General features: G+C 72.1%; 19 protein-coding genes and 4 pseudogenes. 10 read left to right on the forward strand and 13 right to left on the reverse strand.

Features of this window, described 5'->3' with window-relative positions; genetic code table 11:
* Positions 1-45: 45 nt before the first annotated feature.
* The 7 genes from ACZ5DS_RS20640 to ACZ5DS_RS20670 form a co-directional block, all read right to left on the reverse strand.
* Positions 46-858: a phytanoyl-CoA dioxygenase family protein gene (locus tag ACZ5DS_RS20640; protein ID WP_468240499.1), complete on the reverse strand. Its 813-nt coding sequence runs from the start codon at positions 856-858 to the stop codon at positions 46-48.
* A gap of 22 nt (positions 859-880) precedes the next feature.
* Complete coding sequence (locus ACZ5DS_RS20645) at positions 881-1,591, reverse strand: hypothetical protein (RefSeq protein ID WP_468240501.1); 711 nt, start codon at positions 1,589-1,591, stop codon at positions 881-883.
* The gene (locus ACZ5DS_RS20650) at positions 1,588-2,484 is read right to left on the reverse strand and encodes an ATP-grasp domain-containing protein (protein ID WP_468240504.1); all 897 of its coding nucleotides are present in this window, start codon (positions 2,482-2,484) and stop codon (positions 1,588-1,590) included. The genes ACZ5DS_RS20645 and ACZ5DS_RS20650 overlap by 4 nt, the downstream gene beginning before the upstream one ends.
* Positions 2,481-3,335 (reverse strand): hypothetical protein, encoded by an 855-nt coding sequence (locus tag ACZ5DS_RS20655; protein WP_468240506.1) that lies wholly within the window; start codon positions 3,333-3,335, stop codon positions 2,481-2,483. Before ACZ5DS_RS20655 ends, ACZ5DS_RS20650 begins: the two co-directional genes overlap by 4 nt.
* On the reverse strand, positions 3,325-3,843 hold the full coding sequence (locus ACZ5DS_RS20660; RefSeq protein ID WP_468240509.1) for a hypothetical protein: 519 nt from the start codon (positions 3,841-3,843) through the stop codon (positions 3,325-3,327). Before ACZ5DS_RS20660 ends, ACZ5DS_RS20655 begins: the two co-directional genes overlap by 11 nt.
* A complete protein-coding gene (locus ACZ5DS_RS20665) occupies positions 3,840-4,760 on the reverse strand; it encodes an LLM class flavin-dependent oxidoreductase (RefSeq protein WP_468240511.1) in 921 nt (306 codons plus the stop codon). Before ACZ5DS_RS20665 ends, ACZ5DS_RS20660 begins: the two co-directional genes overlap by 4 nt.
* Before the next feature lie 148 nt (positions 4,761-4,908).
* Positions 4,909-5,799 carry a hypothetical protein gene (locus ACZ5DS_RS20670; protein ID WP_468240512.1) on the reverse strand — a complete coding sequence of 297 codons (891 nt, stop codon included), beginning with the start codon at positions 5,797-5,799 and terminating at the stop codon, positions 4,909-4,911.
* Positions 5,800-6,288: 489 nt separating this feature from the next.
* Here ACZ5DS_RS20670 and ACZ5DS_RS20675 point away from each other — a divergent pair, with 489 nt between their 5' ends.
* The 5 genes from ACZ5DS_RS20675 (at position 6,289) to ACZ5DS_RS20695 (ending at position 11,636) form a co-directional block, all read left to right on the forward strand.
* Positions 6,289-8,496, forward strand: a complete 2,208-nt coding sequence (locus ACZ5DS_RS20675; protein ID WP_468240515.1) for a sensor histidine kinase — start codon at positions 6,289-6,291, stop codon at positions 8,494-8,496.
* Positions 8,493-8,900 carry a roadblock/LC7 domain-containing protein gene (locus ACZ5DS_RS20680; RefSeq protein ID WP_468240517.1) on the forward strand — a complete coding sequence of 136 codons (408 nt, stop codon included), beginning with the start codon at positions 8,493-8,495 and terminating at the stop codon, positions 8,898-8,900. Before ACZ5DS_RS20675 ends, ACZ5DS_RS20680 begins: the two co-directional genes overlap by 4 nt.
* Positions 8,897-9,244: a DUF742 domain-containing protein gene (locus tag ACZ5DS_RS20685; protein ID WP_468240520.1), complete on the forward strand. Its 348-nt coding sequence runs from the start codon at positions 8,897-8,899 to the stop codon at positions 9,242-9,244. Before ACZ5DS_RS20680 ends, ACZ5DS_RS20685 begins: the two co-directional genes overlap by 4 nt.
* Positions 9,225-10,472, forward strand: a complete 1,248-nt coding sequence (locus ACZ5DS_RS20690; protein WP_468240521.1) for a cytochrome P450 — start codon at positions 9,225-9,227, stop codon at positions 10,470-10,472. Before ACZ5DS_RS20685 ends, ACZ5DS_RS20690 begins: the two co-directional genes overlap by 20 nt.
* Positions 10,473-10,646: 174 nt before the next feature.
* Positions 10,647-11,636, forward strand: a complete 990-nt coding sequence (locus tag ACZ5DS_RS20695) for an aldo/keto reductase (RefSeq protein WP_468240523.1) — start codon at positions 10,647-10,649, stop codon at positions 11,634-11,636.
* Between the two features lie 62 nt (positions 11,637-11,698).
* On the opposite strand, the gene ACZ5DS_RS20700 is transcribed toward ACZ5DS_RS20695, so the two are convergent.
* Both ACZ5DS_RS20700 and ACZ5DS_RS20705 read right to left on the reverse strand, forming a co-directional pair.
* The gene (locus ACZ5DS_RS20700) at positions 11,699-12,931 is read right to left on the reverse strand and encodes an MFS transporter (protein ID WP_468241263.1); all 1,233 of its coding nucleotides are present in this window, start codon (positions 12,929-12,931) and stop codon (positions 11,699-11,701) included.
* A gap of 85 nt (positions 12,932-13,016) precedes the next feature.
* Positions 13,017-13,265 (reverse strand): annotated as a pseudogene (locus ACZ5DS_RS20705) (aldehyde dehydrogenase family protein); the annotation flags it as partial.
* Positions 13,266-13,438: 173 nt separating this feature from the next.
* On the opposite strand from ACZ5DS_RS20705, the gene fae reads away from it, so the two are divergent.
* Positions 13,439-14,026 carry a formaldehyde-activating enzyme gene (fae, locus tag ACZ5DS_RS20710; protein ID WP_468240526.1) on the forward strand — a complete coding sequence of 196 codons (588 nt, stop codon included), beginning with the start codon at positions 13,439-13,441 and terminating at the stop codon, positions 14,024-14,026.
* Here the strand turns inward: fae and ACZ5DS_RS20715 are convergent.
* The gene (locus ACZ5DS_RS20715) at positions 13,969-14,289 is read right to left on the reverse strand and encodes a hypothetical protein (protein WP_468240529.1); all 321 of its coding nucleotides are present in this window, start codon (positions 14,287-14,289) and stop codon (positions 13,969-13,971) included. The two genes, fae and ACZ5DS_RS20715, sit on opposite strands and share 58 nt — an antisense overlap.
* A 157-nt stretch (positions 14,290-14,446) precedes the next feature.
* Here ACZ5DS_RS20715 and ACZ5DS_RS20720 point away from each other — a divergent pair, with 157 nt between their 5' ends.
* The 3 genes and pseudogenes from ACZ5DS_RS20720 to ACZ5DS_RS20730 all read left to right on the forward strand — a co-directional run bounded on the left by ACZ5DS_RS20720 (position 14,447) and on the right by ACZ5DS_RS20730 (position 17,006).
* Positions 14,447-15,628 (forward strand): PP2C family protein-serine/threonine phosphatase, encoded by a 1,182-nt coding sequence (locus ACZ5DS_RS20720; RefSeq protein WP_468240531.1) that lies wholly within the window; start codon positions 14,447-14,449, stop codon positions 15,626-15,628.
* A pseudogene (locus tag ACZ5DS_RS20725) lies at positions 15,621-15,760 on the forward strand (IS5/IS1182 family transposase); the annotation flags it as partial. The gene ACZ5DS_RS20720 and the pseudogene ACZ5DS_RS20725, both read left to right, overlap by 8 nt.
* Positions 15,761-15,881: 121 nt before the next feature.
* Positions 15,882-17,006 (forward strand): S8 family peptidase, encoded by a 1,125-nt coding sequence (locus ACZ5DS_RS20730; RefSeq protein ID WP_468240533.1) that lies wholly within the window; start codon positions 15,882-15,884, stop codon positions 17,004-17,006.
* Positions 17,007-17,088: 82 nt separating this feature from the next.
* Here ACZ5DS_RS20730 and ACZ5DS_RS20735 read toward each other — a convergent pair.
* Positions 17,089-17,304 (reverse strand): annotated as a pseudogene (locus ACZ5DS_RS20735) (ricin-type beta-trefoil lectin domain protein); the annotation flags it as partial.
* A 161-nt stretch (positions 17,305-17,465) separates the two neighbouring features.
* Positions 17,466-17,723, reverse strand: coding sequence for a hypothetical protein (locus ACZ5DS_RS20740; protein ID WP_468240535.1), 258 nt, complete (start codon positions 17,721-17,723; stop codon positions 17,466-17,468).
* A 308-nt stretch (positions 17,724-18,031) separates the two neighbouring features.
* Between ACZ5DS_RS20740 and ACZ5DS_RS20745 the strand changes: the two are divergent.
* A pseudogene (locus tag ACZ5DS_RS20745) lies at positions 18,032-18,189 on the forward strand (glycerophosphodiester phosphodiesterase); the annotation flags it as partial.
* 85 nt (positions 18,190-18,274) lie between these two features.
* Here the strand turns inward: ACZ5DS_RS20745 and ACZ5DS_RS20750 are convergent.
* Complete coding sequence (locus ACZ5DS_RS20750; RefSeq protein WP_468240537.1) at positions 18,275-18,775, reverse strand: hypothetical protein; 501 nt, start codon at positions 18,773-18,775, stop codon at positions 18,275-18,277.
* Positions 18,776-18,918 lie beyond the last annotated feature (143 nt).

The following is an 18,918-nucleotide window of genomic DNA, read 5'->3' on the forward strand; positions in this document are numbered from 1 at the left end:
AAAAGAGTCACATTGACGTGGTCGGGCGGTGCCGGTGCCGGGCGGTCAGAAGCGGCAGTGCAGCGGGGGGTCGAAGACCGGTGGCGGGGCGGCGAGGGCGGCGCGGATCGATTCCTCCAGGACCGAGTAGGGCGAGCCGTCGGTGCGGTGCAGGCGCAGGGGCGCGGTGAGGCCCGCCTCGGTGTTGCTGATGAAGCGGGGCGGCCCGGTGTGTTTGAAGCCCCGGGTGTGAAAGAGGAAGGGGTGGGCGAGGACGACGTCGCCGGCGCGGCCGGTCAGCTCGGTGACGTTGCCCAGCGGTTCGGCCAGGACGAGGTCGAACAGCTCCCGGTGGCCGAGGCCTTCGGGGTGCCGGGCGAGGACGTGGGCGGTACGGCGGTGGCTGCCCTCGGCGACCAGGGTGCCGCCGCCCGAGGGTGCGATGTCGGAGAACAGGCCGATGAGGAGCAGGCCCTGGTGGGGTGCGTCGAGGGTGTGGCGGAACCAGTTCCCGTCGATGTGCCAGCCCTCCACGGGCAGGCTCCCTGGCGGAAGGGCCGCTCCGTGGGCGAAGTTCACCGGCCAGAACCCCCAGTCCCGGTCCCCGCGCCAGCGGCCCCGGCCCACCAGTTCCTCTACGGCCCTTGCGAGCACGTCCGGGAAGCAGGCCCGTACGGCGGCGTCGTCAAGACGTTCCTCGATGTCGTACGCGGGCGGCCAGGTGCCCGGGTCGGCCTGGTCGATGCCCGCCTTCTCGCGCATGCGGCGCCACACGGCCGCACGGGCCGCGGCCGCGCGCCGCTCGTCGAACGCGCCGCGGAGCACGCAGTAGCCGCGCTCGGTGAAGTCCGCCAGGTCGGTGCCGGTGAGGACGGTCATCGCGTCACCAGTGGTCCTCGCGTCACCAGTAGAGAAGCCAGCGGCCGTCGCACCACACGCCGTGCCCCTGGAGGGTGAGGCGTTCGTCGCCCGGCTGTACGGCGCTGCTGGGGGCGACCTGGTGCAGCACGTGCCCGGAGTGGACGTACAGGTGGCCGGGTGTGTAGGGGACGTACCGCAGGGTGTGGAAGCGTTGCAGGTCCGCCGCGCTCTCCACCCAGCCGCGCGCCAGGGAGCGGCGGAAGTCCTGGTACGTCACCTCCCACAGGTTCAGTCCGCCTCCGGCCGCGGGCACCCGCAGCGGCAGGGTGAACGACAGCAGGCGGTCGGTGTCGGTGCCCGGCGGCCAGTCGAACGCCTGGTACTGGAGGTCGAAGTGCACCGGTGCCTGGGGCCTGGTGAAGACGGCGGCCTCCAGCCAGATGTGGAAGCCGGGCAGGGCCAGGTGCTCCAGGTAGTGGACCGGTGCGTCGAGGTGGTCGGTGAGGGCCTTGCCCACGAGGTCGTACAGATCCCCGAAGTGGGTCCGCAGCAGCGCCCGTGAGCCCACGCCGTGGCGCTGGTAGTGGCCGGTCTCAGGACGTTCGGCCACGTCGAGGTAGCTCGGTGTGCCGAGGGTGAGGAACGAGGGCGGTTCGCCGCCGCGCGCGATCCAGTGCTCCCGCAGGGCGTACACGCGCTCCCGTACGTCGTCGCTGCCCTCGGCGGTGAGCAGCGGAAGGTCCGTGATCACGTGGTGCCTCCGGTCAGCAGGCGGAGCAGCGAGGTGGTGATGGCGCCGTCGAGCCTGCGGTCGTACCAGTCGTACCCGGGCATCGGGTTGGCCTCCAGGCACCAGTACGTGCCGTCAGCGTCCCGTTTGAAGTCCCAGCCGGCGAAGGCGAGCCCGAGGGCGCGGGTGCAGGCGGTGATCCGGGTGGCCAGGGCGGGGGGCAGGTCGTGGGGCCGGAACTCGACCTCGTCCGGGGGTGCGGTGCGGTAGTCGACGGCCGAGGACACCGCTTCCTCGGCGTGCAGTTCGTCGCCGAGGACGTGCACGCGGACGTCGCTGCCCACCACGTAGCGCTGGAGGTGCACCGGTCCCTGCCGGGGTATGAAGTCGTCGAACTCCGCGGGGACCACGAGCCTGCTGTCGGCCCGCACTCCGGACAGTGCCTTCACGATGGCGGGTCCGCCGCCGGCGAACGCACGCAGTCTGCCGGGGTCGGAGGTGGTCAGGCTCTCCGGTACGGCGAAGCCGTGGCGGGCCAGGGTGACTTCGTGCAGCGGCTTGGAGCCGTTGTCGCCGGCCGCACCGGGACGGTTGGCGACGACGCCGGGCACCTGGTCGAGCCAGGCGGTGAGCGATGCCATCAGGCTGCGCCAGCGCACCGTACGGGCGACGTCGTCCTCGAAGGCGGACAGGTCCGCCAGCCGGCAGTAGTAGCCGTCCGCCGGGTCGAGGTCGTAGCGCTGGTCGCCGATCACGATCCAGCTGTCCCCGTCGTGGGGCAGCGCGAGGCGCCAGGCCCCGTCGTGCACCAGGTCCCCGAGGTCGACGAGGGTGACCGGGGCGGACCGGTCGGCGGCCTCGGCCGTGAAGTGGGCGAGGGTGCCGTCCGTGGCGATCCCGACCGCGTAGATCACGGGAACAACACCTCCATGAGGCGGGGCCCGAGACCGAGCCAGACCATGCGCAGCTGCTCCAGGGCGGGGAACGGCTCGACGTGCACCAGGCGGGCCGTCGCGACTCCGTCCGTGACCCGCCAGACGAGCGCGGCGAGGTCCAGTTCCAGGGCGGCCGCCGCGGCGACGCTGCGGGATTCGAGGGCGAGGTGGTCGAGGTCGGCGGTGGTGCAGCGCCAGGCCCCCTCGCCGAGGACGACGACCGTCTCCGTGGCGGGGGCGGTGTCCGACCAGCGGGCGCGGTAGGGGCCGGTGCCGGGTGGCCGCTCGGGCCAGCGGCGGGTGCGGAGCGTGCCCAGGTCCTCGACCCAGAAGGCCTCGCCCTCGGGGCTGCCCGGCCGCGGATAGTCGAGGGAGAACAGTTCGCTGTTGCCCACCTCGCCCGCGCGGTGCTCGGTCACCGCGGCGGAGCGCATGGTGCGGCCGGCCACCAGCGCGGACGAGGGGCGGTTGACCACGGGAGCGGGCGTGAGTGCCGCGACCGCCCAGAGCTGGGCGAGGCACTCCCCCACGTGGAACTCCGCGTCGAAGCCGATCCGGCGCCCGGGCGGTGGCGGCAGCAGGAGGACCAGCGGAACGACGGGGTCGACCGTGGCCGTGCCCGCGCGGGTCGCGACGGTGAACAGCTGCGCCGCGTCGAAGACGTCGAGGACGGCCACCGAACGGCCGTGTTCCCGCACGTAGTCGGCCATCTCCACGGCGACGGGGTCCTGGGGATCGGCCACCACGATCAGGTCGGCCGGGGCGGCGGCCCCGGTCGTCGGTCCGGAGGGCGTCTGCGGCTCGGATGAGGTCTTCGGCTCAGATGACAAGGCCGCGCTCCCGCAGGAACCGGCTCGCCCGGGAGGCGCGCAGGACGGCCAGGACGTCATCGGCTTCGTCGGCCGGCCGGGCGTGCATCCCTTCCCCCGACTCCGCAGGCCGTGCGGCGAGCGGCACGGTGTGCTCCGTCGGCGTCCAGGCGCCGTCCGTCACGTCCTTGGAATCCTTGAAGTCCTTGCCGTCCTTGGTGTCCTTGCGGTCCTTCCCGTCCTTCCTGTCCTTGAGGTCCTTCAGGTCTTTGTAGTCCTTGAAGTCCTTGCGGTCCTTGTAGTCCTTGAACTCCTTGCCGTCCTTGAAGTCTTTGCCGTCCTTGAAGTCCTTGAAGCTCTTGGCCTGGGGGTCCGGTAACCCGTCCGCCTCCGCCTCGGGGACGTCCGGCCCGGGTTCGGTGGCGGCGGTCTCCGGGGGCGTCGGTCGCCACAGTCCGGCGAGCAGGTCGCGGCGGTGGGCCGCCTTCAGGAACGGCATCACCCTGGCCTCGTCGATCGTCCATGTCATGAGCGGGGCCCCTCCTCGGTCGGGTCGGGCTGGGCGCGGTGGCGCCGCAGGGCTTCGGCCAGTGCGCGCTGTGCTCTCGCGTGGTGCGGGTTCAGATTGCAGATGAGGTGGTCGACGCCGAGGTCCCGGTAGCCGGCGAACCCGTCGGCCAGCTCGGCGGGGGTGCCCGTGAGGACCGGGGCGCGGGGGTCGCGGCCGTCGGCCTGGTCGGCGGGTACGACGTTCACGCCGACGGTGATGCGCAGGCTCGACGGGTCGCGGCCGGCGTCGGCGCAGGCGGTCCGCACGGTGTGCAGTGCCGTCTCGAAGGTGTCCGGGGCGCCGAACCAGCAGCCGTTCCACAGGTCGGCGTAACGGGCGGTCGCCCGCAGCATGCGGGGTCCGGAGCCGCCGACCAGGAGGGGCGGGCCTTCGGGGCGTACCCCGCGGGGGCGGAGTTCGCCGCCCCGGACCCAGGAGTAACGGCCGTTGAATTCCGCCTTTCCGGTGCGCAGCAGTGACCCGATGATCTGCAGCGCCTCCTCGAAACGGGCCACGCGGTGGTCGAAATCGAGACCGAACGCGTCGAATTCCGGGCGGTGCCAGCCGGCCCCGAGACCGAGAATGAGTCGGCCGTTGCTCAGGGAGTCGAGCGTGACCGCCATTTTGGCGAGGACGGCCGGATTCCGGAAAGCCGTGCACAGGACGAGGGTGCCGAGCTGAATGCGCGAGGTGGCCTCGGCGAGTGCGCTGAGGGTGGTCCAGCATTCCCAGATTCCCTCGGCCGGTTCCCTCCCGTCACGGAAGAGCAGGTGGTCGAAGCACCAGAGCGAGTCGAACCCGGCTGCTTCGGCCTGTCGGGCGAGGGCTCTTATCTCCTCGTAGGAGGGCTGTTTGGCGGGGAATTCCGCCAAGGGCAGAGTGACGCCGACCTTCATGGACCCCCCCGAGCCACACATTGGGTCACCGCTGGCAACGGCGCGAGCGTAGCAGCGGGGGATCGGAGATCGCCATGCCCGGAAGTGGGCGACATTTCCGAGATAGGTTTCTGACGATTCCTGGGAAGGCTGATTCTGCCGGGCTGGACTAGCGTTCGACAAACGGCAGGGAAACTTCGCGGGCGGAATTTCCGGGAGGGGCGGCGGGCTCCGGTACGGGTAGGGGGAGCGGTACGACCTCCGCCGGAGCGGGGTCCGCGTTCCCGGGCCGTGACAGCAGGGACTGCACGACCCGCCTCGGCAGCAGGGACCGTACGGCGGCCCGTACGCGCTCCCGGCGGCCGCGCAGCAGTCCCAGGACGATCGCGGTGCCCACCGCGATCAGGTGCTCCCGGCCGGCGAGGTTAGGGACCGCGATGGACTCCCACACCATCGAGCCGCCGGTCAGCGTGAACACCACGGGGGCACGCCGGACGACCGCGAGATAGGTGAACAGGCCCACGACGGCCGCCGAGGGTCCGGTGTCGAGCACCTTGCCGCACTCGGGCGGCAGCCCGAACCCCCACCAGCCGGGGCCGAGCGCGATCATCAGGCGGGCGGTGAGGGTGCCGGCCAGGGTGGTGATGTAGGCGATCGCCAGCGTCCGGCGCCTGCCGAGGGCCAGTTCGGCGAGGGCGAAGGCGAGGAACAGCTGGGTGATGCCCGCCCACACCGGCAGGTCGAGCGCCGGGACGTACAGCGACACCGGGGTGCGCAGCAGGGACTCCCACAGCGGCAGGTCGGCGTAGACGCCGCCGAGCCTCTTCACCCACAGTGCTCCGGTCGGGTGCTGGGCGAGGTCGTGGAAGAAGATGACGCCGAAGGCGGCGACGAACGCCAGCAGCAGCCCGGACAGTCCGCGCCGCGCGAGCCGTCGCACCGGGTCGACGACGATGCCGTACCACTCCGCCCGCAGTGTCCGCCCGGTGAACCGGACAAGGCGCGCGAGTGCGGCACGGACCTGGTCCGTGCGCCCGACGGCGCTCCCCTCAGCGCTCATGAGGCACGGCGGCCCGTCGCCGCCCGGTCCCCCGACACGTGCATCGCCCCCTCTGCCCCGCTCCCGGCGTGCCGGCCGTGCGAGGTGTTTGCTGGTCTTCCACCCGTTTAAGCCGTCATCGTACAGATGTACGGTTCCACCCCTTCCGCGCGGGCCGCCCCCACCCTGCGCTCACAGTTCAGCGAGCCAGGGGCCGGGCGTCAAGATCGATTCGACCTGCGGCGCCGTGACAAGAATCGGGCGCACCGGAGGCAACCTGCCCCGCTTCGGAAGCGTCGCCCCGTCGCATCCGAGGTGGGACAGAGGATCCTGCGGCGCCCCATTCGCGACCAACACACAGGTTCGAGCGTCCACTCGATGGAATGACACCGGAACCTCTCAGATTCGATCACCAACTCTCGTATAGTGACCGGCAGTTCACTCTCGATAGTCACTCGACCGCGCACGCGCCCCTGCTCGACCCCCTGTCGCGAGGACCAGACCGGACCGATGACCGTGCCCACGCATCCCGGCGACCGACCGTCCCTCCGCACGCTCGCTTCCGCCCTCGCCGTGTCCGGTGTGCTGTCGGCACTGGTTGTCTTCTCGGCCGTGTCCGCCGCGCCGGACGCCGTGCGAGCGCCGCTGGCCTGGGGCGGGGGTACGGCGGCGGTGGTGCTCTGTGCGGCCGTGACCGCGGCGGCCCACGCGGGACGCACGGCACGCGACAGGCGGCGCAGACTGCAGAGCGCGACACGGGACATCGGCCGGCTCCTCCAGCAGCAGGCCGATGCGACCGAGGAGGCGCGCCGGGAACAGCAGCGGTTCATCGACGAACTGGCCGAACAGCGGGCGGAGTTCGCGGCCGAACAGGCCCGGCTCGCCGAGGCGGGCGCGCAGGAGCTGGGCCGGTTGCGGGGCGAGCGCGACGGGCTGGCCGAGGAGTTGGAGCGGGCCCGGCGCGAGCGGGACGCGGTGCTTGCGGCAACCTCCACCACCGCCGCCCGGCTGCAGGCCCTCGCCACCGCGACCCTCGCCGATCTGCGCGCGATGGAGGACCGGCACACCGACGAGGATGTCCTCGACGACCTCCTCCACCTGGACCATCGCACGGCCCAGGCCGGCCGGCTCGCCGACTCCGTCGCCGTACTGACCGGGGCGCGTTCGGGACGCCGGTGGGCGCGGCCCATCGGGATGGAGTCCGTGCTGCGCGGCGCGATGGGCCGGATCGCCGGGTACCGGCGGGTGCGGATCCACTCGGCCGGCGAAGCCGCCGTCGCCGGGCACGCGGCCGAGGGCGTGATGCACGCGCTCGCCGAACTCCTCGACAACGCGGCGAACTTCTCGCCCCCGACGGCCGAGGTGCATGTCTACGTCGAGGACGTGCCGGCCGGGGTCATCGTGTCCGTGGAGGACAGCGGGCTGGTGATGGGGGACGTACAACTGCGCCGCGCCGAGCGGGCCGTGGCCGGTGACGTCACCGAGGTGGGCGGACTGACCGGCACCCGGCTCGGGCTCGCCGTGGTCGGCCGGCTCGCCCGCAAGCACGGGCTGAAGGTGTCCTTCCGTCCGTCGGCGCGCGGCGGCACGGGCGTGCTGATGCTCATCCCGCAGGAGGTCCTCACCGGCATCGCCGAGCCTCGGCCTACGGCGGCGATGGCATGGCCCACCGGGCCGGCCGCTCCCGCCGAACCGGCCGCTACCGCCGAGCCGACCGCTCCGGCAGAGTCGACGGCTACCACCGAGCCGACCGCTCCCGCCGAACCGGCCGCTACCGCCGGACCGACCGCTCCGGCAGAGTCGGCCGTTCCCGCCGAGCCGACCGCTCGCGCGGGCCACGGTCCGGTCCACGAGTCCCCCGTGCCGCCCGTCGGTGAGGGCTTGGCAGGGCTGCCCAGGCGGCGTCGTGGCCGTACGCTCGCCGAGGCCGAACGGTCCCGGCCGGCACCCCGGGCCACCGAGCAGCGGCCCACACCGGGCACCGTCGAGGCCGCGGCCCGCGTCGCCCGCTTCCACACCTTCCGCCAGTCCGTCCGGCCCTCCCCCGCGTCCACCCCGCCCGACCGCACGGCGGGACCGGGCCAGGCCACACCTCCGGGGGACGCCCCGCCGAAGCCCCACGCATCGGCATGCGCCGCCCAGGGCATCCTGCCGAACAACCAGGCAGCCACCTCCACCCACGAGACCGTGCCGGACAGTCACTCGACGCCTTCCGCCCACGGCACTCCGCAGGACAGTCGCTCGACGTCCTCCGCCCACAACACCCCCCACGACAGCCACTCGACGCCGTCCACCCACAACACCCCCCACGACAGCCACTCGACGTCCCCCACCCACAACACCCCCCACGACAGCCACTCGGCCGACTCGCCGCACGACGGCGCCTCCGCCGGCCACCCGGCCACCTCCGCGCGCGACACGACTCCAGACAACCGCCCAGTCGTGTCTCCGCGCGGCGCCACACCCGACCACCGACCCGCCGCATCCCCGCGCAACGCCACACCCGACCACCGACCCGCCGCATCCCCGCGCAACGCCACACCCGACCACCGACCCGCCGCATCCCCGCGCAACGCCACACCAGTCCACCGCCCAGCCGTACCCCCGGCCAACCGCCCAGCCACACCCCCGCACAACGCCGCCGAGCCCGAGCACTGCTCTCCCGCCTCCTCTCCCTCCCACCCGCACGCGCACCCGGAAGGGGACGCCACGCCATGACCGGCCCGAGTACCGCCGACGAGACGCTCACCTGGCTCCTGGAGGGCCTGTTGGAGAGGACTCCGGGGGCGCGGCACGCGCTCGTGCTGTCCCGGGACGGGCTGCGGCTGTGCCGGTCCCCGGAGTTGAGCGTGGACCGGGCCGACCAGCTCGCCGCGCTCGCCGCCGGGATCCAGTCGCTGTCGCGCGGGGCGTCGGTCGAGTTCGGCGACGGCAGCGGAGGCGTGCACTCGGCGATGACGGAGTTCTCCGGGGGTGTGCTGTTCATCGTCGAGGCGGGCGCGGGCGCCCACCTGGCCGTGGTGACGGCGGAGGACGCGGACGCCGGGGTCGTCGGGCACACCATGAGCGAGCTGGTCGTGCAACTCGGCGAGCATCTGACCGCACTGCCCCGTACCTCATGAGCCGTCCGGGCAGGGACGACGCGCCCGACCGTCTCTACACCCTCACCCAGGGCCGCACCCGGACCGGCCCTGACAACCCCTTCGACCTGGTCACGCTGGTCGTCGCCGAGTCGGAGCCGGTGACCGGCATGCAGTCGGAGCACGCGGCGATCCTGCGGATGGCCCGGTTCCCCGCCTCGGTGGTCGAGATCGCCGCCGCGCTGCGCCTGCCCGTCGGCATCACCAAGGGGCTGCTGTGCGACCTCCTGGCGGCGGGCCGCGTCAGCGCCCGTCATCCGCGTCCGCCGGCCGTCACCGATCCCGACATCCTGGAACAGGTGATCCTTGGACTCCGGAGCCTCTGACACGCGCACCCGGTCGGGTGCCGTCCCGTTGTCCGGACCACGGTTTTGGACCGAACCCGCCCGGCTGTACCAGGAGTTGCGGCGCGACCACGGCGCCGTGGTCCCGGTGCTGCTCGACGGTGACGTCCCGGCCTGGCTGGTGCTGGGCTACCGCGAGCTGCACCAGGTGACCGGCGATCCGGTGCTGTTCAGCCGGGACTCCGAGCTGTGGAACCAGTGGGAGAACATCCCCGCCGACTGGCCGCTGCTGCCGATGATCGGCCGCGGGCAGCCGTCGATCCTCCACACCGTCGGCGAACGGCACCGGCGGCGCGCCGCGATGATCAGTAACGCGCTGGAGGCGGTGGACCCCTGCGAACTGCGGGGCCACGCCGAGCGGTTCGCGGACGAGCTGATCGACGCGGTCTGCGCAGTGGGCGAGACCGATCTGGTCGCGCACTACGCGAGGCTGCTGCCGGTGCGGGTCCTCGCCCGGCTGTACGGCTTCCCGGACGAGGACGGTCCCGGTCTGGTCACCGCCCTCAACGACATGATCGACGGACGGGAGCGTGCGCTCGTGGGGCAGTCCCATCTGGCTGCCTTCCTAGGGGAGTTGGTGACCGAGCGCAGAAGGGCGCCGGCGCAGGACGTGGTCTCCCGGATGCTCGCCGACGGCGGCGGGTTCACGGACGAGGAGATCGTGCAGGACTTGACGGTGATGCTGGCGGTGGGGCACCAGCCGACCGCGGACTGGATCGGCACCTCGCTCAGGCTGATGCTCACCGACGACCGGTTCGCCGCCTCCCTGTTCGGCGGCCGCAGCAGTGTCGCCGAGGCGATGAACGAGGTGCTGTGGGAGGACACGCCCACGCAGAACGTGGCCGGCCGCTGGGCGGCCCGCGACACCCACCTCGGCGGCCGCGGCATCCGCGCCGGCGACCTGCTGCTGCTCGGTCTGCAGGGCGCCAACTCCGATCCGCTGGTGCATGCCGACGCCTCCGCGCTGACCGGGGGCAACAGCGCGCACTTCTCGTTCGGGCACGGCGAGCACCGGTGCCCGTTCCCCGCGCAGGAGATCGCCGAGGTGATCGCGCGGACCGCCGTCGAGGTCGTCCTGGACCGGCTGCCGGACGTCGACCTGGCCGCGCCGGCCGACTCCCTCGCCCACCGCGCCTCGCCTTGGCTGAGGGGACTGACCCGGCTGCCCGTACGGTTCACGCCCGTACCTGCCGTCCGCCTGGACGGGTGAGTTGACTTCGAGTGCGCTCCAAGTCATAGCGTCGCAGACGTCCCGGCGCATGAAGGCCAGGTCACCCGGAATCCCCCACGGGATGCCGGGTGACGGAATCCGTCGCTAGATGGACGAGGGACTTCGTGCCGTCGGGCATGACCATCAAGCATGCAGGAAAGGCTGGGACATCACATGCGACAGCGCAGTCTGCGGGACCTCCAGGTGTCGGCCATCGGCCTCGGGTGCATGGGCATGTCCGCCTTCTACGGCACCGCGGACCAGGGCGAGGGCATCGCGACGATCCGGCGTGCCCTGGAGCTCGGCGTCACCTTCCTCGACACCGCGCAGCTCTACGGCCCGCTCACCAACGAGTCGCTGGTCGGCGAGGCGATCCGGGGACACCACGACGAATACGTGATCGCCACCAAATTCAACTACCGGATGGACGACGCCGTGCCGGGCGACATGAGCACGGTGGGCCGGCAGGACGGCTCCGCCGAGCATGTGCGCAGCTCCGTCCACGGCTCGCTGGAACGGCTCGGCACCGACCACATCGACCTCTACTACCAGCACCGGGTCGACCCCGACGTGCCCATCGAGGAGACGGTGGGTGCCCTGGCGGAGCTGGTCGCCGAGGGCAAGGTGCGGTACATCGGGCTGAGCGAGGCGAGCGCGGAGACCATCCGGCGCGCCCACGCCGTTCACCCGATCACCGCGGTACAGAGCGAGTACTCGCTGTGGTCGCGGGACGTGGAGGCCGAGGTGCTGCCCGCCTGCCGGGAGCTGGGCATCGGCTTCGTCCCGTACTCGCCGCTCGGCCGCGGTTTCCTCGCCGGGCGCTTCTCCTCCCCCGAGGAGCTGGACGAGAACGACTACCGCCGCACCAGCCCCCGCTTCACCGACGCCAACATCGAAGCGAACCTCCGGCTGGCGGCGAAGGTGAAGGAGATCGCCGCGGAGAAGGACGTGACCCCGGCCCAGCTGGCGATCGCCTGGGTGCTGGCGCAGGGCGAGGACCTGGTCCCGATCCCGGGCACCAAGCGCCGTACCTACCTGGAGCAGAACGCGGCCGCGGTCGACATCGAGCTGACCAAGGAGGACCTCGCCCGCATCGACGCCGAGCTGCCGGACGTGTCGGGCGAGCGCTACGACGAGGCCGGGATGCGCACGGTGAACCGCTGACCGCACCAACCTGTGGGGTCCCCTGGCCGGTGAGCAGGGGACCCCACAGGGCGTAGGGCCGGTCAGGCCGCCGGTTCGCGGGCCGTGCGGGCCGCCGTCGCCAGGTCCAGGTCGGTGGTCTCCGGGGCGAGGAACTGGGAGACCAGTGCGCCGACGGCGAGGACGGCGGCGCCGACGAAGAGCACGAAGCGGGCGCCGTAGAGGTCCAGGCCCATCGGCAGCAGGAAGGTGCCGATGGCGGCGCCGACCCGGCTCATCGCGGTGGCGAAACCGACGCCGGTGGCGCGCAGGGAGGTCGGGAAGACCTCCAGCGGGTAGACCGCGGTCAGCGCGCTGGAGGCGGCGTTGAGGAAGATGAAGAACAGGAAGCCGCCGACGATGACGGGCGTGGACGACGGCCACACCGCGACCAGGGCGAGGCAGCCCGCCGTGATCCAGAAGGGCGGGATCAGCAGTTTGCGGCGGCCGATGCGGTCCACGACCAGACAGCCCACGGTGACGCCGGCGACGGCGGTGAAGGAGTAGACGAGCAGCGCCGCGACCGCGTTGTCGCCCAGGTTCAGGGCGTCGAAGACCTGGGTCCAGAAGGTGCCGATGGCGAAGTACGGCAGCACCAGGGCGGCCCAGAACACGCTCGCGAAGACCGTGCTGCGCAGCTGCCGGCGGCTGAACAGGGCGCGGAAACCGGCGCGTTGGGGCTGGGCGGTCTCGTCCAGTTCGGCCCGGACGTCGATCTCGATGCCGTACTTGGCGATGAGTGCCTCGGCCTCCTCGCGGCGGCCCTTGCTCAGCAGCCAGCGCGCCGACTCGGGGACGCCGCCGCGCAGGGCCACGCAGACCACGGCGATGACCGCGCTGCTGGACAGGGTCCAGCGCCAGCCGCCCTGCACGTCGGCGAAGACGGCGCCGACGACGGTGGCGAGGGCGTAGCCGACGTACCAGCTGATCTCGAGGCTGGCGAGCAGGCGGCCGCGGCCCTGGCGGGGTGCGTACTCGGACAGCAGCGGGGCGCCGATGGCGTACTCGCCGCCGATCGCGATACCCATCACCAGGCGGATGAGGAACAGCTGCAGGCCGTCGGTGACGAAGAACTGGAGCACCGAGCCGATCAGGAAGATCGGCATGTCCACGAGGAACACCGGGCGCCTGCCGTAGCGGTCGGCGAGCCGGCCGAAGAGCGGGCCGCCGACGAAGATGCCGATCAGCGGCGAGGCGCCGACCAGGCCCTCCATCACCGTGGACAGGTGCAGGTCGGTGGTGAGGGCGGCCATTGCCATGCCGATGCCGCCGATGATGTAGCCGTCGGCGTCGTTGCCATGAGCGGTCCTTGTCTGGGGACGGGCGGATCGGGGGAGGGGCGGATCGAGGGCGGGCGAGGAATCAGCCGGTGGGCCAGTCCAGGGCGATGTACTGCGTCTCGAGGAACGCCTCGATGCCCTCGCGGCCGCCCTCCCGGCCGAGGCCGGACTGCTTGACGCCCCCGAAGGGGGCGGCCGGGTCCGACAGCAGGCCCCGGTTGAGCCCGACCATGCCGGCCTCCAGGCGTTCGGCGAGGCGCAGTGCGCGGGCGACGTCCCGGGAGTAGACGTAGGCGGCGAGGCCGTGGGCGGTGGCGTTGGCGCGGGCGAGGTCAGCCGGGGAGTTGCCGGAAGAGCAACCGGCGTTTCGATTCCCGCGGGCGCGCCTTGCCCACCCCGGGCACCGGACCTAGATTCGCCCCATCGGGCCGGACGAACTGCTCCGTAATGCCAGGTTCGTCCCCGGGTCCGTCGTCCCCCGATCCCCGAGGTCCAGGAGTTCCGATGTCCTCCGCGGTTTCTCCCTCCCGCCCATCCCGCTTCGCCGTGCACGCGCTGATCGGCGAGTCCTTCGTCGGTGCCGGCGCGAACGCCGCGCACACCAACGTCGTGATCGGCCGCAAGGGCGGCCCGGTCGAGTCGGCCTGGGCGACCGCACTGGCCACGCCGAGCGCGGGGCACGTGCCGTTCGTGACCGTCGTACGGCCGTCGGTGCCGGTGAAACCGCTGACGCTGTTCGTGACCAAGGCCGCCGCCGGGAGTGATCTGCACGAGCGCGCCATTTGGGGCAGCGCGCAGGCGGGCCTGGCGCAGGGCGTCCTGGACGCCGTCGCCGAGGGCCTCGTCCCGGCCGAGGAGGCCGACGACGTGCTGATCATCGCCGCCGTGTGGGTCGACCCTGCGGTCCATGATCTCGACGCCTGCTTCACCCACCAGCGGGCCGCCGCGTACGGCGCGATCCGCGCCGCCGTGACGGGAACGCCTTCGGTGTCCGACGCCCTGGCCGCCGCGAAGGAGGGCCCGGCGAACCCGTTCTACACGCCCACCCCCGATGTGCTCGCCGCCTCCGCGCCCGGGGCGGTTGCGCGTTGAACATCACCGACATCACGCTGGACCGGCTGCGGCTGGAGCTGGACCCGCCGTTCCGCGCGGCCTGGGACCCGGAGCCGCGCCACCGCTTCGACGCCACGATCGTGCGGGTCCACACCGACGAGGGCGTCCTGTTCGGCGGGTGCGGCCAGGGCGACGACCTGGCGCTCGGTGGCGGCGTTCCCGTGGGCCATCAGCCGGCCGCCGAGCCGGCCGAGCAGCCCGCTGGGCCGGCCGAACCCCTTGGTCAGGATCCGCTGCGCCATGCTCCCCACATCCCCATCGAAGCACGCTGCCCCCGGCTCGGCGGCTTCCCGGGTCAGTCCCCGACGACCAGTGCGGGAGATCGCAACGTCATGGCCGTGCGGAAGTGCCGAATGCCGCGAAATGACGTGCGCCGGGTCCAGGCGCACTCTTATATGCATGAGGCCCCGGCTGAGGGGTGCGGGTCTGCGACCGCCCTGGCAGTCGTCGCATGCGCTGCTGCTGCTTCCGATCGCGCTCATCGTGGTGATCACGGTGATCGACATCCGCTCCCCCGAGAGCATCCACCTGGGTCCGGCGCTGGTCATCGCCCCGGCGCTCACACCCTCGTTCGCCGGACCACGCACCACGGGGCTCGTCGGCGCGCTGGCGCTGGCCGCCCAGACGCTGATCGCTTTCCTCCACGGCGGGATCTCCACCACGAACCACGTCGTGCAGCTCGTCACCCTCGGCGTACTCACGGTGATGTGCGTGGTCTACAGCGCCGTACGGGAGCGCCGCCAGGCACAGCTGGCCCAGGTCCGCACGGTCGCCGAGGCCGCGCAGCACGTGCTCATGTGGCCACTGCCCGAGCACATCGGCCCGCTGCGGATCGCCTCCCTCTACCTGGCCGCGGAGGACGAGGCGCAAATCGGCGGCGACCTGTACGCGGCGACCCGGAGCGAGGACGCGGTGCGGGTGCTGATCGGCGACGTACGCGGCAAAGGGCTGCCGGCCATCGGGGAGGCGGCCCTGCTGCTCGGCGCGTTCCGGGAGAGCGCGCACCGGCACGTCGCGCTGGCGGACCTGGCCTCCGGTCTCGACCAGAGCATCAGCCGCTACGCCACCGAGCTGGAGACGGAGGAGGAGGCGGGCGAGCGCTTCGCCACCGCGCTGCTGGTGGAGATCCCGGACCGGGATCCGATCACCCGGATGACCAGCTGCGGTCATCCCCCGCCGCTGCTGCTCAGCCCGGGGCACGCGGTCTCGGTCCCGAGCCTGCACCCGTCGCCGCCCCTCGGTGTGCACGGGTCCACCGAACACACGCTGGACGTGTTCTCCTTCGAGCCCGGTGACACGCTGCTGCTGTACACCGACGGTGTCGTCGAGGCCCGGGACACGCGCGGCCGGTTCTATCCGCTGGCGGAGCGGGTCGCACGCTGGACCGACGAGAGTCCGGAGGCGCTGATGCACCATGTGCGGCGCGATCTGCTCGCCCACGTGGGCGGCCAGCTGAACGACGACGCCGCGCTCATCGCCCTGCACCGCACGCCGTCCGAACGCCGCCGCCACCACGGACGCGGAGCCGCCGCCGAAGGCGCACGGCTCCTGACCCACGACTCCCGGCAGCCCGGTGCATGACCGCCACCGGCGTTGGCCGGCGGACGGCACAGCGGAGCGGAGCGGAGCCTTCGGGCTGTTCAGTCCGACGCTGACGCGGAGGGACGGATCGGCTGGAGCACGGTGAGCGTGGAGTCCACTGCCGCCCACGCGGCGGACTTACCACCAAAATCCACCGCGTGAACCGACCCACCGCACGCCCCGCTGCAACCGCCCGCCCCCTGTGGTCGTCTTGTGCGCTGACTGTGTACGAAGCGGGGATGTGGGGGACGTTGTGACGCGGAACGTGACGAAGGCCGGTCTCATGGTGGTGGCCATGGCGACGGTGCTCGGGGCCTCGGCCTGCGGCGGGGAAGCCGGCGCGGCGGCCGGGCGGAGCGGCGGGAAGCTTCCCGCGCACGGGAAGGTGGAGTCCGTGGCGGCCTCCGGGGACGGGGCGTCTTCGGGCTCGGCGCCGACGTCTTCCGGCACCGTGGGGAAGTTGTCCGGGATCGCGCAGACCGGGGCGTCGTCCATCACCCGGCACGTGCCGTGGAACCTGGACATTCTGGACCAGCGGTCGCGGCCGCTGAACGGGACGCTCACCACCACCGCCACGGGCAAGGGCGTTCACGTCTACGTGATCGACACCGGGATGGACATCGCCCACAAGGAGTTCGGCGGACGCGCCCACCTCGGCGCCGACTTCGTGGGCCCGAAGGACTCCGGTGACTGCTTCAGCGAGGAGGGGATGGGCCACGGCACGTTCGTCGCGGGCATCATCGGCGGGGCGAAGTACGGGGTGGCGCCCAAGGCCGAGCTCGTACGGGTCCAGGGCATCCTGTGCGAGAGCGAGGGCGGCGGCTCCCCGGCGGCGGCCGAGGCGGCCGTGGTGAAGTCGGTCAAGTGGGTCACTGCGCACGCGCAGAAGCCTGCGGTGGTGAACATGTCGCTCAACTTCGACCACCGGTCGGCGGCCGTGGAGTCCGCCGTGAAGAAGATGGTCGACGCGGGGATCCCGACGGTGGTGTCGGCCGGCAACTTCCATGACGACGCCTGCAAGCACTCGCCGGCCGGCGTCCCCGGCACGATCGTCGTGGCGGCCTCCACCTCGAACGACCGCCCGTGGAGCGACTACGACTCCTACGGATCGGGCTACGGACGGTGCGTGGACCTGTACGCCCCCGGCCAGAAGGTGACCGCCGCGCTCGCCGGCGGCGGTACGACCACGGAGAACGACGGCGCGACGTCCTGGGCCGCGCCGCATGCGACCGGCGTGATCGCGCTGTACCTGTCGGCACACCCCCACGCCACGGCCAACGAGGTCCACGTCTGGCTCGACCGCACGGCCACCCGCGGTGTCCTGCGCGGCGTCCGCTCCGACACTCCCAACCGGCTGCTCAACACCGGCGGCATCTGACCTCGGGGTTGTACGAAGGGGAGGCCGGTGGCCTCCCCTTGTGTGTGACGGGCGTGCGCCGACACGACCCATCGGACACGCCTCAGAAGCCCTTGACGCTCCACTCCTGAACATTGGTGCGGTTGTTGGTCCACAGGGTCAGCCAGGTGCCGTCGGTGCCCTCGGCGTCGCCCTGCGGGGTCAGGCACTTGCCGCTCGCGTTGACCAGGGGGCCGTCCTGAAAGGCCCAGCGCTGGCTCTCGGCCCCGGTGCAGTGCCACACCGTGACGACGGTGCCGTTGGCGGTGCCGTCGCCCTGGGGTGTCGCACAGACGAAGCCCGGTTAGTTGAAGTTGGACATCCAACCCCAGCCGTCGACCTCCTGGCCGGCATCCGGAACGATCGAGTACACCACGCGGTGCGGGCCCGCGGAGTCCTCCAGTGCCTCGTTGAGGCCCCACAGCCGATGGGCGTTCGGATCTAGCCGGTGCTGTACGACGACACCTTGGTCGGCAGGCTCGCACCGAGCTGGGACAGCGGCCAGCGGACGATCCGGGCCCCGGGCCCGCCCCGGTTCTCCACCGAGACCAGAGACGGCGTGGCCGTCGACCGGCCGATGCTCAGGCTGCTCAGGCACAGCACCCCGTTGGTGGGTCCGCAGCTGCGCGGGTTGTCGTTCGGGAACGGCTGGGCGTCGGTGTCCGGGGTGACGCCCGGCTTGGTGGTGTAGCGCGCCACCAGCGGCAGCGAAACCGGAGAAGCCCTGCGGCATCCATCCGCCGATGAGCTTGCCCGTGCTGTCCTTGTCCGTGTAACCGGTCCGGTCGTCGGCGTCGTCCCAGCAGAACCCGTCGTACTTCAGCGCGCCGTCGAGGCCGGTGCCGTGGCACAGGGACGGGCGGCCGGTGCGCGCGCTCAGCACGTCGGTGACGGACGCCCTGGCCACACCGGCCGACTCGGCCGCGGGGAGCAGGAGGCGCCGTATGCGCTCGAACGTCTGTTTCACGTCGCACAGGTTAATCACAGGCCGCCCACGGGCGTCGGCGCCCCGGACGCCCGCCGACCCGATGTACCCGTACGTCGGCAAGCACATCAAGGACCTGACGCTCACTCAGATCAGGACGCTGGACTGCGGTACCGGCAACTGCCCCGATTCCCGGAGCAGGAGGTCGTCAAGGGCTTCCGGACGGTCGAGTTGAAGGACCCGCACGGCCGGGCCTGACCGCTCCGGGCGGCCGCGAGCCCCGCCCCGAGTGGGGGCGGGGCGGGACTGCGCGCCCGTCAGCCGGTCAGCGGGCCGGCTTGAGGTCGGTGATCTTCAGGGTCTTCAGGTCGGACTGGACGTCGATCTTGCTGACCTCGGCGCCGGCGCCGTCGCTCCAGGTGAGGGTGACCCGGCTGGTGGCGTGGCCCGCGCCGGAGCCGGTGTAGACGACCTTCCACTTCACCGGGACGTTCTGCGCGAACAGGATGCCGTCGGCGTGGTTCTTCTTCTCGTACGCGGCGACCTTCTTCTGGGCCGCGGAGGACAGGTAGAAGGCGCGCAGCGCCTTGGCGTTGGCGGCGGCCGCCGGGTCCTCGGTGTCCCAGACGGAGTCGATGTAGGCGCCGTAGAAGTCGGCCACACGCTGGCTGACGTTGCGCGGGTCGCCCTGGGTGGAGGACACGGCGGCGGCACGCGGGGCGTGGCGCACGCCGGTGCCGGCGAGGGCGGGCGTGACGGCGGCCAGAGTGAGGCCGGCGGTCAGGGCGACTGCGGTGAAAAGGGTCTTACGACTGCGGACGGACATCTTTCTCTTTCCCCCGGTTTCTTCGCGACCGGTCCGATCCCGGCCGTCGACGGACCTTAAGACCGTATTTCCCTCCGCCCGGTTCCGCTTCTCTCCGCTTTCTTTCCCCGCAATTCCCGGCACCGATCACCACGCCCACGGTT

The sequence above is a fragment of the Streptomyces sp. NPDC031100 genome (genome assembly GCF_055570785.1).

Excerpts from the sequence above, each read along its gene's own strand:
- fae (WP_468240526.1), top strand. The coding sequence starts at position 13,439 with ATGTCCTCCGCGGTTTCTCCCTCCCGCCCATCCCGCTTCGCCGTGCAC.
- ACZ5DS_RS20685 (WP_468240520.1), top strand. The coding sequence starts at position 8,897 with ATGAGCCGTCCGGGCAGGGACGACGCGCCCGACCGTCTCTACACCCTC.
- ACZ5DS_RS20640 (WP_468240499.1), bottom strand. The coding sequence starts at position 858 with ATGACCGTCCTCACCGGCACCGACCTGGCGGACTTCACCGAGCGCGGC.
- ACZ5DS_RS20675 (WP_468240515.1), top strand. The coding sequence starts at position 6,289 with ATGACCGTGCCCACGCATCCCGGCGACCGACCGTCCCTCCGCACGCTC.
- ACZ5DS_RS20665 (WP_468240511.1), bottom strand. The coding sequence starts at position 4,760 with ATGAAGGTCGGCGTCACTCTGCCCTTGGCGGAATTCCCCGCCAAACAG.
- ACZ5DS_RS20660 (WP_468240509.1), bottom strand. The coding sequence starts at position 3,843 with ATGACATGGACGATCGACGAGGCCAGGGTGATGCCGTTCCTGAAGGCG.
- ACZ5DS_RS20715 (WP_468240529.1), bottom strand. The coding sequence starts at position 14,289 with ATGGCGCAGCGGATCCTGACCAAGGGGTTCGGCCGGCCCAGCGGGCTG.
- ACZ5DS_RS20670 (WP_468240512.1), bottom strand. The coding sequence starts at position 5,799 with ATGAGCGCTGAGGGGAGCGCCGTCGGGCGCACGGACCAGGTCCGTGCC.
- ACZ5DS_RS20695 (WP_468240523.1), top strand. The coding sequence starts at position 10,647 with ATGCGACAGCGCAGTCTGCGGGACCTCCAGGTGTCGGCCATCGGCCTC.
- ACZ5DS_RS20750 (WP_468240537.1), bottom strand. The coding sequence starts at position 18,775 with ATGTCCGTCCGCAGTCGTAAGACCCTTTTCACCGCAGTCGCCCTGACC.
- ACZ5DS_RS20680 (WP_468240517.1), top strand. The coding sequence starts at position 8,493 with ATGACCGGCCCGAGTACCGCCGACGAGACGCTCACCTGGCTCCTGGAG.
- ACZ5DS_RS20720 (WP_468240531.1), top strand. The coding sequence starts at position 14,447 with ATGAGGCCCCGGCTGAGGGGTGCGGGTCTGCGACCGCCCTGGCAGTCG.